Consider the following 14,488-nt stretch of genomic DNA (forward strand, 5'->3'; position numbering starts at 1 on the left):
ATGACAGACATGGCTAATACGATCGATGCGGCCGCCGTGCCGGGTGCAAGCGCGGGCGCTGCCTCCGACGCCGCGGCGCTCACGCATCCGGCCAATGTGGCGGTCCGCAATCTGACGATTCGGCTCGGCGCGAACACGGTGATCGAGAACCTCGATCTCGACGTGCTCGCCGGCGAGTTCGTCGTGCTGCTGGGGCCGTCGGGCTGCGGCAAGTCCACGCTGCTGCACAGCATCGCCGGATTGATCGACGTCAGCGACGGCAGCATCGAGATCGCCGGCGAGGACATGACGTGGGCCGATCCGAAAGATCGCCGCATCGCGCTGGTGTTCCAGTCGTACGCGCTCTATCCGACCATGAGCGTCGAGCGCAACCTGTCGTTCGCGCTGCGCATCAACGGCACGCCGAAGGCGGAAATCGCAAGGCGTGTCGCACGCGCGTCGGAGATGCTGCAACTGGGGCCGCTGCTCAAGCGCAAGCCGTCGCAGCTGTCGGGCGGACAGCGGCAGCGCGTCGCGATCGGCCGCGCGATCGTGCGCGAAGCCGATGTGTTCCTGTTCGACGAACCGCTGTCGAACCTCGACGCGAAGCTGCGCACCGAGCTGCGCCGTGAGCTGAAGCAACTGCACCACAGCCTCGGCGCGACGATGATCTACGTGACGCACGACCAGGTCGAGGCGATGACGCTCGCGACACGGATGGCCGTGATGCGCGGCGGCGTGATCCAGCAGTTCGGCACGCCGGCCGAGGTCTATGCGCGGCCGAACAACCTGTTCGTCGCGACCTTCCTCGGCTCGCCGGCGATGAATCTGCTGAAGGGCATGCTCGAAACGCGCGACGGCGTGCTCCACTTCTGCTCCGGGAATGCGCAGATCGACGTGTCGGCATACGAGTTCACGCAGGCACCCGCGCACGGTGTGCCGTGCGTACTCGGTGTGCGCGCCGAAGACGTGCATATCACGGCAGGCGGCAGCGAGCGCGGAAAAGTTTCGCTGATGGAGCCGATGGGCAACCACCGCGTGATCTGGCTCGACTATCATGGCGAACAGATCGCGTCGATCGATCAAACAAAAGCGCCGATTGCGGAGGATGACAGCGTGGCGTTCTCGTTCGACGCCGCGCATGTCTCGCTATTCGACGAAGCGAGCGGCGCGCGCTTATAACGCCGCGCCGCGTCACGCGCGAAGCGGCTCGTCGAGACAGGTTTGATGGAGAACCGCGTGGCAACACTCAAGGACGTCGCGCAACTGGCCGGCGTCGGCATGTCGACCGCCTCACGAGCGATTTCCGGCAAGGGACCGATTTCCGCCGATGCCGCGGCGCGCGTTAAGGCGGCGATCGAGGCGCTGAACTTCCGCCCGTCGTCGATCGGCCGGGCAATGGCGACGCAGCAGCTAGGCATCATAGGCATCTTCGTGCCGACCTTCTTTGGTCCGTACTACGGCACGATCCTGAAGCAGACCGACACCGAGTTGCGCGCGGTCGGCCGGCATGTCGTGGTCGCGACCGGTTGCGGCGAGGTGTCGCCGCGCGAGCAGGCAATCGAGGCAGTGCGCTTTCTGATCGGCCGCGATTGCGATGGCGTGGTCGTGATCAGCCACGATCTGCACGACGAAGACCTGATCATGCTGCATGGCATGCATCCGAAGATGGTGTTCCTGAATCGCGCGTTCGAGCAGTTGCCGGAAGCGTCGTTCAGCGCGGATCATCGGCGCGGCGGCGAACTCGCGGCGCGCACGCTGCTCGATCACGGGCATCGCGACATCGCGGTGATTTCCGGGCCCGCTACCGCGTCGGACAACGTGATGCGGATCGACGGCTTTTTCGCCGAACTCGCGCGAGCAGGCATTGCGCGCGACGACGTCCTGCTGATCGAATCCGACTTCTCGCCCGAAGGCGGCTACGCGGCCGCGCAGAAGCTGCTCGAGACGCAGCGGCGCGTGACCGGCCTGTTCTGCGCGAACGACACGATGGCTGTGGCCGTGCTCGCGCGTTTTCACCAGGCGGGCATTTCGGTGCCGAACGACATTTCCGTGATCAGCTACGACGACGACTACTCGGCCGCGTACGCGGCGCCCGGGCTCACGTCGGTGCATATTCCGACCGGAGACCTGACGCAAAACGCGGTGCGCTGGCTGATCAACCAGTGTTACGGCACCACGTGGGAGATCTTCCGCGAGTTTCCGGTCAGCGTGACGATGCGCGAATCGGTCGGGCCAGCGCCGATACAGAAGAAAAATACGCGTGGCGCAACCCGGTAGAAGGATTTGCCTAATCGTGGCAGTGTGATGTGTGGCGCGCGGACGCGCGCCGTCCCGGCTGTGTTATGCCGGCGCCGTTTCAAACTTGCGAACTAAACGGGGACGCGGCTACCAGCTATACGCGGCGAGGCTTTTCTCGTAGTCCAACGGATTTTTCTTCGAGTTTTTTGACGCGAGCCGTCGCGCGCTTATTCGCGTTTTCACTTACGGATGTGACGGTCTTTTAAAGGTCGTCGTAATTCTTCGCAAGACTGCTTTGCGGTTTTCCCTCATTAAACTTGCGTCAGATTTCTTTAAACTCCGCTGTAACAAGTTGTTACGGGGTGAGTGTGATGCTGGCCATCTTTCTGATCGCCTGTCCGATCGGCATCGCTGCGCTGTTTAGCTTTGCGCGCCATGTGGATCCGCAGACCGGACGTTTCAAACGGTAGATTTTTTTCGCGCGTTTTTTTCCGCGGCCGTGCCGTGGAAATTTTCGCATTGCGATTCGCATTCGTTGGTTCGTCGTCAATTTGAAAGGGGCAACCGTTTGCATCCTTTCGATTTGCTTTCTCGTTTTCGTTTTCGTCAATAGCCCGTTTTACCTTTCAGCAAGTCTTGCCTTGGCGTGCGGGTTCGCGGCACGATGCGCGATTACCTTCGATTTGGGTCGGCATCGCATATGCGAGATTCTCTGCAGAAAATGGCGGCACGTGCGAGCGTGCTGAAGGGCGTTCTTCCTTTGAGCCGGATCGCGGCGGCGCGTGATGCGCTGGCCGGTGTGCAGCTTGCGTCGATGGATATACCGCAGGTGCTCGGCTATGCGCGCATTGCCGGCATGCCGGCCGTCACCGGGCTTTATACGGTATTCCTGCCGCTCGTCGCGTTCGCGTTTTTCGGCGCGTCGCGGCATCTGGTCGTCGCTGCCGATTCGGCCACGGCGACGATCTTCGCGAGCCGTCTCGAGACGATGGCAGCCGCGTCGAGCGCCGAATACGCGGCGCTCGCGGCGATGGTCGCGCTGCTGACGGCCGGGTTGTTGCTCGTCGCGCGCATCTTCAAGCTCGGTTTTCTCGCCGACTTCCTGTCGCGCACCGTGCTGGTCGGCTTTCTCGCCGGCGTCGGCGTGCAGGTCGGCATCGCGATGCTCGCAGACATGCTCGGCGTGCCCGGACATGCGACGCGCAGTGTGGACCAACTGCTGCTCGTCGTGAGCAAGGCCGCGCAGATCAATCGGCCGACGCTGGCGATCTCGCTCTTCGTGGTGGCTGCGATTCTCGTCTGCAAGCGTTTCTGGCCGCGCCTGCCGGTGCCGTTGATCGCGGTCGTCGGAGGCATTGCCGCGAGCGACCTGTTCGGATTCGCCGCGCACGGCATCTCGATTCTCGGTCCGGTGGAGGGCGGCTTGCCGCCGCTGCGAGTTCCGTCGGTGACGTGGCAGCAGACGCTCGATCTCGTGCCGGTCGCGGCGTCGTGCTTCGTGATGATCGTCGCGCAAAGCGCCGCCGCGAGCCGGGTGTTCGCCGAGCGCTATCACGAGGTGGTCGATACCAACGCGGACCTGCTCGGCATCGCGGCCGCCAACGCGGCGGCGGCGTTTTCCGGCGCGTTCGTCGTCAACGGCAGCCCGACGCAGACCGCGATGGCCGATCGAGCCGGCACACGCAGCCAGTTCGCGCAGCTCGTGTTCGCTGCGGTCGTGGTGATCGTGCTGCTGTTTTTCAGCCGCTATCTGCAGTATTTGCCCCACTGCATTCTCGCGAGCATCGTGTTTACGATTGCGGTCGGCCTGATCAACGTGCAGTCGCTCTTTTCGATTCGCCGCGAAAGTCCCGGCGAATTCGCGCTAGCGTTGTTCACGGCGGCGGCGGTCGTGCTGATCGGCGTCGAGCACGGCATTCTGGTCGCGGTCGCGTTGTCGTTGCTGCGTCACGTCCGACACAGCTACCGCCCGCACACGATGATGCTCGCGCCCAATGGCGACGGCATGTGGGTGCCGGTGCCGGCGGTGCCCGGCATCGAGACCGCGCCGGGGCTGATCGTCTATCGCTTCGGCGCCGACCTGTTCTACGCGAACGATCATTTTTTCGTCGACGATGCGCGCCGCCTGATCGAGCACGCACCGAACGCCGTGCGCTGGTTCGTCGTCGATGCGAGCGCGATTACGGATGTCGATTATTCGGCGGCGCGCTCGGTGGGCGAGTTGTGCGCGGCGCTCAAGCGCGATCGGATCGAAGTGGTCTTTGCGCGCGTGAATCGTTATTTGCGCTCGGATATGGATCGGCATGGCATCACGCCGATCGTCGAGGAGCGCTGCATTTTCGGCACGCTGCATGAGGCGCTGAGCATGGCGGGGGTGGAGAAGCCGCATGAGCAGGTGAAGGGAGCGCCATAACGGGGAGGGCGCGTGCGGTATCGGAACGAGCAAAAAGTTGGTAGCAAACGTTGTCTGCGCCTCATTTTTTGTCGCCTGGCTGGATTAGGCTGATCTTTCGCTGCGATTAGCAGATATTAATTACAAAAACATGAACAGCTTCGACTCGACCATCGAAACATATCTGTCCAGCATACGCTTCGGTCATTTCACGACCCAATCGATACAAGCCATCGCCGACCTGTACTCCTTTAAAGGCTTGGTATTGATTCCGGTGCTTTGGTGGATCTGGTTTCAACGGGACGAACGCGCCCAATGGCGGCGCGAAATCGTGCTCGCGACGCTTCTCAGCGGTGTCGTGGCGCTCTTCGTCGGAAGGCTGCTGGCGCACTGGTTGCCATTTAGAGTGCGTCCCATCTATAACCCCGAACTTCATCTGCAGTTCGCACGCGGCGCGACCAAGGCTGCGCAGTTGTCGGATTGGAGTTCGTTCCCGAGCGATCACGCGATGCTATGGATGGCTATCGCCACCGGCATCTTCCTCGTGTGGCGGGGCATCGGCGTGCTGGCGCTTCTCTATACCGCGCTGTTCATTTGCCTTCCGCGCGCCTATCTCGGCTTTCACTATCCGACCGATTTGCTGGTGGGCGCCGCGCTGGGAATCGGGATCACGTTGATCCTGACGCGCGATGCGATTCGCAAGCGCTACGCGACCCCGGTGCTGCGATGGATCGAACGCTATCGGGGACCTTCGGCAATACTCGCCTTCCTTCTCTGCCTTCAACTCGTCACGCAGTTCGAAGAGTTGCGTGCTCTGGCGAGCGGCGTGTTCAAGCATCTATGACCCGCCCGGCGCCTCGCTTTCAGTGAGCTGAGATTAGCGAGCACCCTCTATTGCCATCTCATGCAATATTCTGTCTAATGAAATCAGAATAAAACGTCCGATTCATTCGAATCGCTGACACAGTCGACGGGGGTTCACTTCATGTACTCTCTGCTGCCGCTCAAGGCCCAGGTGTGTCGTCACGCGCGAACGCTCGCCGGGTATTTTCCAGCTCCATTTACACGCGACGAATCAAGCGGTGTCGACATCCTCGGTGTGATGACGCCGAGGCTGCTGAACGGGACCACGCTGCTGAACCTCAACTATGGCGAAGTTGACCGCTTCACCGACAAAACCCGCGCGACGGGCACCTTGTTCGTCGCGATAGGCGACGACTTCGTGCGCGTCGCCACTTCGGTCAAAAGGCAAACCGGCGAGCGGGCCGTGGGCACGGTACTCGACCGCTCGCACCCCGGCTATCGGATGCTGCGCAGCGGGCAGCCCTACACCGGTTACGCGACGCTATTCGGCAAGCAATACATGACACGGTACGAGCCGATCCGGGACAGTTCCGGCGACGTAATCGGCGCGCTATACGTCGGCCTCGATGTCAGCGAGGTGTGGAACCTGTCGATCGGAGCCAGGCTCGCGCTGCTGACCCTCGCCGCGAATACCGTACTCCTGCTGGGCTATGGTCGGCTGCTGCAGGCAGTGATCCTCCCGGACCAGGCGAGGAGCCCCGTCGGGGCGTCGCCGCCTTTCCTGCCAACCGCGGTGATCGGCTTCGGGCTGCTCGGCGCGCTGCTGGTCAGCGCGCTGGTCTACGTGACGACCCGGCGCGGTCTCGGCATGCAACTGCTCGAAGCGAAGGCCGCCGCGGAAAAATTGGCGGCCGGCGACTTGACCGCGCAAGTGCATGTCAGCCGGCGCGACGAACTGGGCCAGTTGATGCAGGCGATGAACGGCATCAGTGTCGGCCTCGCCTCGGTAGTCGGCAACGTGCGACGCGCGTCGGATATGATCGCGCTGGGCGCGCGCGAGATTGCCGCCGGCAACGCGGAGCTGTCGTCCCGCACCGAGGCGCAGGCCGGCTCGCTCGAGCAAACCGCTTCGACGATGGAGCAATTGACTGCGATGGTCCGAGCCAATGCCGAACGCGCTTCGCACGCCAACCAGCACATCGCGTCGGCCTCCGATCTCGCGGTCAAAGGCGGCACCGTGGTGGGCCATGTGGTCACCACCATGTCGCTGATCCGCGGCAGTTCACACAAGATCGTCGACATCATCAGCATGATCGATTCGATCGCCTTTCAAACCAATATCCTGGCTTTGAACGCGGCCGTCGAGGCGGCGCGCGCCGGCGACCAGGGGCGCGGCTTTGCGGTCGTCGCCGCCGAAGTGCGCAGCCTGGCCCAACGCAGCGCGACGGCCGCCAAGGAAATCAAGGCGCTGATCACCGACTCGGTCGGCAACGTCAACGCAGGCGGAGAACTGGTCGACCAGGCTGGCCGGGACATGACCGAAATCGTTACGGCGGTCGATAGTGTGGTCGCCTTGATGGGTGAGATCACCCACGCGAGCAACGAGCAAAGTACCGGCATCGGCGAAATCAATCGCGCGATCGGACACATGGACGAGATGACCCAGCAAAACGTTGCTCTGGTGGAGCAGGTGGCAGCCGCGGCGGCCAGCATGCAGGAACAGGCGTCCACGTTGGAGGATGCCGTGCAGGTTTTTCGGCTGGTAGGTGACGGGCCAAACTGATCATCGCGGTCAGTGCCGCAAGCAGCGCCCGCACTTTCCTGCACTAGAATGGGTTATTGCCGACGTCGTAACGTATCTGGTCAGCACGACGTGCAGGATTCTCGTTGGAGGAATGCCATGCCGACTTACCGGTACAGGTGCGAGAAGTGCGGTGAGATGTTCGAACATGCCGAGCATCTTGCTGAACATGAAAACGCTCATCCCGCTTGCCCGAAGTGCGGAAGCGAGAAGGTCCAGCACATACCCACGCCATTTGTGCCGAAAACGTCCCGAAAGAGCTGAAATCTGTCTTCGCGGTTCTCAGGGACGTTCGAACGTCGGTTCTCGCCTAACGACGGATCTTCGCTCGCCGATTCTCGCCGTCGCCTCGTGGAGATTGGGGGACCTGGCTGGGAGCGTGCAAATCTGGCAACAGGCTGCGATGTAAGCGCGCAAGTATCGTACCGCCGATCGCATGGAGGCCCCTAGCGGCCGCCCGGCAGAACTTGCGATGAATTGATCCCAGACATTGCAGCCACAGTATCTGCTTACCGCTCAAGCCGCACCACCGTGGTGGCCGCCCCAGAGCCGCAAAGCGGGAGCAGTGCTTCAAATCCGACGAACCGTTGAAATAGCCCTCGAATTGCCGCGAGGGCAGAAAAGAGTTCTGCACGAAAGCCCAACGGACGAAGAGAAATCACTTTCCCACCCCCGACCTTCTGCAGGGGGCTGGGCCGACGTATGCTGGAAATCCATGTGACTCGACTCTAATACTCGCCATGGATACGCGAGATGCGTTCGATATATCGCTAAGCGAAGTCGATTCGGCGTTCGAGGCCTTGGAACTAGCCCGTGCCACCTCGGGCGAGGATTCACTCGCTTACACCGAGGCGTGCGAGCGGTATCGCACTACGATTCTCAGGTGGAAGTCAATTTACGCGTTGCTGGCTGCCAATGGAGCGCGAACCATGATGCCAAACGTTGGTAAGGGACGGCGCCTGCTCGTCCTCCGCAGAGGACATGAGCCGATTGCCGAATCCATCTTCGTGATCGCCCGAGTGCGAGGCTTCGTTTCCACGCTTGAGACGTGCGCTGATGCGGTACGGGGGCAAATCGTGAGCGACGCGCAACTGACGGTGCTTGACGGCGACTGCCATCTTGCATCGAAGTTAAAAGCGATCGAGTTGATCAACAGGCACTGCCCGCAATGCCGCGTCGCGGTTCTGTCCAGTACGCTGTCTCCTTTCGCAGAGTGGCCGGGAGTCGATGCGGTCATCGACCGTGGCGCATCGCCAAAGCAGATGCTCGAGTGTTTCTGCCAACTGATTGATTCCTCCCGGCTCGACGACAGCGCTGTTCTTGCGCCCCCCCCCCCCGATATTGGCCTATGGTCGGCATGATTCATAGCGCGCTTGGCAAGCACGGATTCAGTCAGGCGTTTCGTGTGGTTTGCTGCGATCAGCGGGTCCAGCTTTAGGCATCGGCTTCGCAATTTCGGCAGCGACGAAGTGACCACTTCGACTTGACCATGGCAATCGAGAAGCGCTCGCGATAATCTGCAGCGTGCGCGCCGGACAGACCGGGGAATTCCGCCGAACAAGTTGCTGTCACGAGGGAGTTCATTTCACGATGCCTGACCAAGCCGGTAGCGAAGCTCTCACGATTTCAAATCAATCCGCTAGTGAACCCGCATTGCGTCAAGTTGCAACGTCGAGGCTGTTTCGCGGCTCGACGCTCGCCATGTTTCTGTCGGGACTCGGCACGTCAGCGGCCGCGCCACAGATCGTTCTTTTCCTGGTGAAGGAACTCGGCGCCTCGCTGCCGTTGGCCGGACTCTATTACTTGACGAGCCTTGCAGCTCCGGTGGCGGGGTATTTCGTCGGCCGGTACTCGGATCGCACCGGTAATCGCCTCGGTCTTTTCCGCCTGTGTGCTGCCGCGGGATTTGCAGGCTGGGCGGGGCTTGCCCTCTCTACTTCGGTCTGGATGCCGTTCTTCATCGCCGTTGCCTTGCTGGCCGTGTCCGGTGCGACCGCGTCGCAGATTTTCGCGGCTGTCCACGATGAACTGAGCCGCAATCCCGACGACGCAAACGAGCGTGTCGTTGCCATCATCCGCATGGCGCTTACCGGCGGCTGGATCGTCGGTCCTATGTTGGGAGCGTGGGCGGCGGCGGCCTATGGCCTGCGCCCCATGCTGTGGATGACCGCCATCTGCATGCTTCTTCAGATCGCACCTCTCGGAACGCTGAACCCCGTTGCAAGGCTGAAGACCGAGTCGGCGAGCGAGCCCGTGCATCACCACGCCAGCCTGCGAGCCATGCTTCCTCTGCTGGCGTTCACTGGACTCTTCGTGCTGGTCTACGCGGGGGAGCCGGTGAAGTACGGATTCCTGCTGATCTATATGGAAGAGCACCTGAATCTGAGTCCGGCCGTACGGGGAGCGGTCATCGGTGTGCAGCCTTTCATCGAGCTACTCATCATGCCCTTCAGCATCGGACTGGGCCGCCGGCTCGGCAACGTGTGGTTGATGTGCATCGCGGCCGCCTTGGGAGTGTTTGCTAACCTTTGCTTTGCGCTGTGGACGTCCGCAACGGGCATGTTCGCCGGACAGGTTCTGATGGGGGGTGTATGGGGCATCTTTATGGTGCTGGGCATCCTCGTTGCTCAACGCCTGCTTCCCAGCGCGGTGGCGACCGCATCGGCGATTTTCATGAGCTCGACGGCCCTCGCGTCGGCGCTAGGCGGGGTCGCCGGCGGTCTCGGGGTAAAAATGCTGGGCCTGCCGAATGTGTTCCTGCTGCCAGCGCTGTTCGCTGGTATTGCCGTGATCGGACTCGCATTGACGGCACGCACCGAAACCCGACGGCAGGCGTAACAATGCATCACGCTCAGCAGGTTGAGCGTATTCTATGAAGCCTCCTGACGAATTCGTCGGCAGGTCGTGAGGGTCTCATGGATACGACAGAGCGAATCATCAAGTGGCGCGGTCTGCGGCATGTAGACGGCGCCGTCAGCGAACCGCGCAACCCGCTGCCCGCGGTGTGCGACGTATCGGTGACGAACGTTTGCAACGCCGCATGCGACTTCTGCGGGTTCTCTCGCGAGAAGAATCTGGCGGGGCCGCGTCGCTATCTCGATCCTGAGGAATTCGCGCGCGCACTGCCGATCCTGCGCAGACGCCGGATTCGTTACATGACGCTGCAAGGCGGCGAGCCGCTGGTTCATCCCCAGATCGCATCGCTGGTGGCTTCGGCCACCAGGGCCGGCATTCAGTGCGGGGTGATCACGAACGGCTGGTTTCTGCCGCGCCACATCAAGCAACTAGCGGAGGCCGGCCTCAAGCGTCTGCTGATTTCCATCGATAGCGCGGACATGCGCGAGCATGAGCGTAATCGCGGCCTGCGCGGTCTCGAGGCCCGCATCCGCGAGGGCATCACTCAGGCCCATCGCTTCGGCATCGAGGTGTGCGCATCGATTACGGTGAGCCGTCTGGTCAATTACGAATTGCTTCCCGAGACGCTCGAGCGGCTTGGCTTCGATGCGGTCGTTTTTTCCTATCCGCGGCGCGAGGCGTTTGGATCGACATCGCTCGTGTACGACGAAGACTCGAAACTCGTCGACCTGAACACCGACGAACTACTCGAAGCGTTGAGCGCGATCGCGCGCCTGAAGAACCACTTCCGTGTGATGGACCCGAGCGCCGCGCTGGACGAGGTCGCGCGCTTCGTGCGCGGTGAACCGCAACTGGTTCCATGTATCGGCGGCAGCAAGTACTTTTATATCGACTGGAACCTCGATGTCTGGCGTTGCGAGGCATGGCCTGAGCCGATGGGCTCCGTGTTCGACCTCGACCGTCTGCCCGATCAACGGGAGCCCTGCAATGCCTGCATGATGGGATGCTACCGGCATGCCAGCATTCTGATGCACGGCGCGATCGCCGTGACCGATTCGGTGTACGCGCTGGGCCGGGGGCAGCTTCGCGCTGCTGTCAGCTTGTTGTTCCGGCGCAGTGTCGCGTATTCGCTGTGGGCGCTTTCGGTCGAGGAATTGCCTCGAGCGTCGCTGATGTCGTTCGCAAGACGGACTGGCGGACGCCGTTTCACGCCGCAAAGTGGATAGGGCTCGCCCATTCGAACGCTGGTCCGCGTTACTCGAGCGGCGCAATCGCGCCTTCCGACAAGGTCTTGATCACGTCGGTGATCTGGTCGCACGAACGTGCGCCTTCGATCAGAAGCATGCAGTCCGGAAAACCGCGAATATCGGACTGTGTTTCAATCATCGTCCGGTGCCGCTGCTGTTTATCTATGGCGGCCGCGACGCTCTCGTCGACACGCCCGCGACGCTGACGCGCGCTTTCATGAGGACGTAATCATGGCACCCGAAATCGAAAGAGTTGCTGCGGAGGACTTCTTTGCTGGCTTTGCGAGGCTCGACATCGAAACTGACGACGTCGCGTTTCGAGGCGTCATCGGCGGAACCGGATCGCCGGTGCTGCTGCTGCACGGCTATCCGCAGACCCACGTTGCATGGCGATTGATTGCTCCGACGCTCGCGAAATCTCACACCCTCGTCGTGCCCGACCTGCCGGGATACGGTGCCAGCCGGAGCCGCAACGATCAGCGGCGATGGACCAAACGCCGTATGGCCAGTGCGCTCGTCGCGTTGATGGCGCGGCTCGGGCACGAACGATTCGCCGTAGTCGGGCACGATCGAGGCGCTCGCGCCGGATACCGGCTCGCGCTCGACCACCCTCGGCGCGTCACTGCTTATGCATCGCTGTGCGTCGTGCCCACGCTCGATGCTTTCGCGACTGTCGATAAGACCTTTGCGCTCGACGCCTGGCACTGGTTTTTTCTGGCGCAGCCCGCGGACCTTCCAGAGCGAATGCTGGCGGCCGATCCTGACGCTTTCATCGACGCCGCGCTTGCGAAGATGGCCGGAGGACTCGAGCGAATCGATCCTCGGGCGCTCGCTGCCTATCGAGCCGCATTCCGGAATCCCAGCGTACGGCACGCGATTTGCGAAGACTATCGTGCCGCTGCTTCAGAGGATCTGGAACACGACGCGAGCGACGCAGCGGCGGGCCGAAAGCTTGCCTGTCCGGTGCTGGTGCTGTGGAGCGAGAAAGAGCAGAGGGCGAGGAAGGCTTCACCCACAGACACGTGGTCCAGGTGGGCAGAAAACGTGACCGGCAGGGGTCTGCCCGGTGGCCATCTGCTGCCCGAGGACGCGCCGAACGAGGTGTTGAACTCCCTGCAAGATTTCCTGATCGAACGGCTTTAACTGGCTGCTGGCACCGCGCTTTTGCGGCCGGACCCAGCGGCTGTGCTCGTCATCGGAAGCGAGAAATCCGTCAAAGGACCGATTCGATTGCCTAAGATCAAGTTACGCGCTCCGCGAGGAATGCACCGTGGCTCGCGAGCGTCTCAATCGTCGCGCAGCCGTTTCCCGCGCGCGACTTTTCCACAAGGAGGTCACGATGAAATCAGACGACAAGGGCGACGTGCGCGCTTTCGTGCAAACGGCGGAGCAGGGTGGCGAGCATGTCTGGGTAATCACGCTGGTCGACTTCGCGGCCCGTGAGGTCAGACGCTCGCTCGTTTCGGACGAGACATATGCGACCGCCGCCGCTGCCAGAGATGCGGGGCAGGCCCATTTGAAGGGCTTGGAGCAAGACCGCTAGGCCCACTCACCGCCGCCTTGTTTTCGGCCACGGAAGTACTAACGTTGGTCTATAAGTAAACCGGCGGTAACGGGGGCGCAAGAGGGCAAAGCTCATGGCCAGTACCCAAGGAAGCACCGGATCGCCGTTTGCGGCGTCCGTCGAAGCGGGCAGCTATCGCGTCACGCGACCGCAGAACGCAAGCGATGTGATCGACCTGCTGCAAAAGCGCGATATTCAGATCGTCGATCTGAAATTCACCGATCTGCCCGGACTCTGGCAGCATTTTTCGATCACGCTCCCCGAAGTTCACGACGACCTGTTCAGCGCCGGCATCGGTTTCGACGGTTCATCGATCCGCGGCTTCCAGGAGATCCACGAATCGGACATGCTGCTGCGGCCCGACCCGGCAACCGCCTTCGTGGACCCGGCTTGCGGCACGCCGACGCTGTCGATCATTTGCGACGTAGTCGATCCAGTGCTGCGACTACCGTATTCGCGCGATCCGCGCTACGTGGCGAAAAAGGCGGAGAACTATCTGCGCCAGACGGGCATCGCGACGACGTGTTATTTCGGGCCGGAGCTCGAATTCTTCATCTTCGACTCGATCCGCTTCGGCCAGGATCAGCACTGCGGCTATTACTACGTCGAGTCGGCCGAGGGCGACTGGACCACCGGCCGCGACGAGGGCGCCTACGGCGGCGGCAACCTCGGCTACAAGCAGCACTATAAGGAGGGCTATTTTCCGGTGCCTCCTCATGACACGCTGCAGGAGATCCGCTCGGAAATCGCGCTGACGCTGCAGCAGGCCGGCGTGCAGATCGAAGTGCATCACCATGAAGTCGCGACCGCCGGACAGAACGAGATCGACATGCGCTTTGCAACGCTGACCCGCATGGCCGACAACGTGATGATCTACAAGTACATCTGCAAGAACGTCGCGCGTCGGCACGGCAAGGTTGCAACCTTCATGCCGAAGCCGCTGTTCGCCGACAACGCGAGCGGCATGCATTGTCACCAGAGCCTGTGGAAAGACGAGCAGAACCTTTTCTACGACGCGGGCGGCTGGGCGCTGACTTCCGACATGTGCCGCTGGTACATCGGCGGATTGCTCCAGCACGCGCCCGCGCTAATGGCCTTTTGCGCGCCGACGACCAATTCGTACAAGCGCCTCGTGCCGGGATACGAGGCGCCCGTCAATCTGGCGATGTCGCAGCGTAACCGCTCGGCCGCGGCGCGCATTCCGATGTATTCGGATTCGCCGAACGCGCGGCGCGTCGAGTTCCGCTGTCCGGACCCGTCGGCCAATGCGTACCTGGCTTTCGCGGCGATGCTGATGGCCGGCCTCGACGGCATCGAAAACAAGACCGATCCTGGCGAGCCGCTCGATCGCAACATCTATGATCTGCCGCCCGAAGAAGCGCGCAACATACGGCAGGTGCCGGGCTCCCTCGAAGCGGCGCTGGCGGCGCTCGAAACCGACAACACGTTCCTGCGCAAAGGCGATGTCTTTACCGACGACGTGATTCAGACATGGATCGACTACAAGCGCAGCCGCGAGATCGACACGATCAAATTGCGCCCACATCCATGGGAGTTTTATCTGTACTTCGATATCTAGAAGAACAGGCCTCAAACCTCAAAGC

12 protein-coding genes and 1 pseudogene are annotated in these 14,488 nt (G+C 62.0%); 12 read left to right on the top strand and 1 reads right to left on the bottom strand.

Going from position 1 to position 14,488, the window contains the following annotated elements:
- The 9 genes from AB3X94_RS28065 to AB3X94_RS28105 all read left to right on the top strand — a co-directional run bounded on the left by AB3X94_RS28065 (position 1) and on the right by AB3X94_RS28105 (position 11,299).
- On the top strand, positions 1-1,161 hold the full coding sequence (locus AB3X94_RS28065; protein WP_368613294.1) for an ABC transporter ATP-binding protein: 1,161 nt from the start codon (positions 1-3) through the stop codon (positions 1,159-1,161).
- 45 nt (positions 1,162-1,206) lie between these two features.
- Positions 1,207-2,259, top strand: a complete 1,053-nt coding sequence (locus tag AB3X94_RS28070) for a substrate-binding domain-containing protein (protein WP_176366681.1) — start codon at positions 1,207-1,209, stop codon at positions 2,257-2,259.
- 661 nt (positions 2,260-2,920) lie between these two features.
- On the top strand, positions 2,921-4,633 hold the full coding sequence (locus AB3X94_RS28075; RefSeq protein WP_176107788.1) for a SulP family inorganic anion transporter: 1,713 nt from the start codon (positions 2,921-2,923) through the stop codon (positions 4,631-4,633).
- A 130-nt stretch (positions 4,634-4,763) separates the two neighbouring features.
- Entirely contained in the window at positions 4,764-5,456 is a 693-nt protein-coding gene (locus tag AB3X94_RS28080) for a phosphatase PAP2 family protein (RefSeq protein WP_368613295.1), read from the top strand.
- A 141-nt stretch (positions 5,457-5,597) separates the two neighbouring features.
- Positions 5,598-7,199, top strand: a complete 1,602-nt coding sequence (locus tag AB3X94_RS28085; protein ID WP_368613296.1) for a methyl-accepting chemotaxis protein — start codon at positions 5,598-5,600, stop codon at positions 7,197-7,199.
- 117 nt (positions 7,200-7,316) lie between these two features.
- Complete coding sequence (locus AB3X94_RS28090; RefSeq protein ID WP_018433560.1) at positions 7,317-7,481, top strand: FmdB family zinc ribbon protein; 165 nt, start codon at positions 7,317-7,319, stop codon at positions 7,479-7,481.
- A gap of 476 nt (positions 7,482-7,957) precedes the next feature.
- Positions 7,958-8,578, top strand: coding sequence for a hypothetical protein (locus AB3X94_RS28095; protein WP_368613297.1), 621 nt, complete (start codon positions 7,958-7,960; stop codon positions 8,576-8,578).
- Between the two features lie 229 nt (positions 8,579-8,807).
- Complete coding sequence (locus AB3X94_RS28100; protein WP_368613298.1) at positions 8,808-10,055, top strand: MFS transporter; 1,248 nt, start codon at positions 8,808-8,810, stop codon at positions 10,053-10,055.
- 77 nt (positions 10,056-10,132) lie between these two features.
- A complete protein-coding gene (locus AB3X94_RS28105) occupies positions 10,133-11,299 on the top strand; it encodes a radical SAM protein (protein ID WP_368613299.1) in 1,167 nt (388 codons plus the stop codon).
- Positions 11,300-11,327: 28 nt separating this feature from the next.
- Here AB3X94_RS28105 and AB3X94_RS28110 read toward each other — a convergent pair.
- A pseudogene (locus AB3X94_RS28110) lies at positions 11,328-11,441 on the bottom strand (MerR family transcriptional regulator); the annotation flags it as partial.
- Positions 11,442-11,551: 110 nt separating this feature from the next.
- Here AB3X94_RS28110 and AB3X94_RS28115 point away from each other — a divergent pair.
- The 3 genes from AB3X94_RS28115 to glnA all read left to right on the top strand — a co-directional run bounded on the left by AB3X94_RS28115 (position 11,552) and on the right by glnA (position 14,463).
- Positions 11,552-12,463, top strand: a complete 912-nt coding sequence (locus AB3X94_RS28115; protein ID WP_176107794.1) for an alpha/beta fold hydrolase — start codon at positions 11,552-11,554, stop codon at positions 12,461-12,463.
- 196 nt (positions 12,464-12,659) lie between these two features.
- The gene (locus tag AB3X94_RS28120) at positions 12,660-12,863 is read left to right on the top strand and encodes a hypothetical protein (RefSeq protein ID WP_013091358.1); all 204 of its coding nucleotides are present in this window, start codon (positions 12,660-12,662) and stop codon (positions 12,861-12,863) included.
- A 94-nt stretch (positions 12,864-12,957) separates the two neighbouring features.
- Positions 12,958-14,463 carry a type I glutamate--ammonia ligase gene (gene glnA / locus AB3X94_RS28125; protein WP_176107795.1) on the top strand — a complete coding sequence of 502 codons (1,506 nt, stop codon included), beginning with the start codon at positions 12,958-12,960 and terminating at the stop codon, positions 14,461-14,463.
- Positions 14,464-14,488 lie beyond the last annotated feature (25 nt).

Origin of the sequence: Paraburkholderia sp. BR10923 (assembly GCF_040948765.1) — a bacterium.
In the GTDB taxonomy this organism is placed as follows: domain Bacteria; phylum Pseudomonadota; class Gammaproteobacteria; order Burkholderiales; family Burkholderiaceae; genus Paraburkholderia; species Paraburkholderia youngii.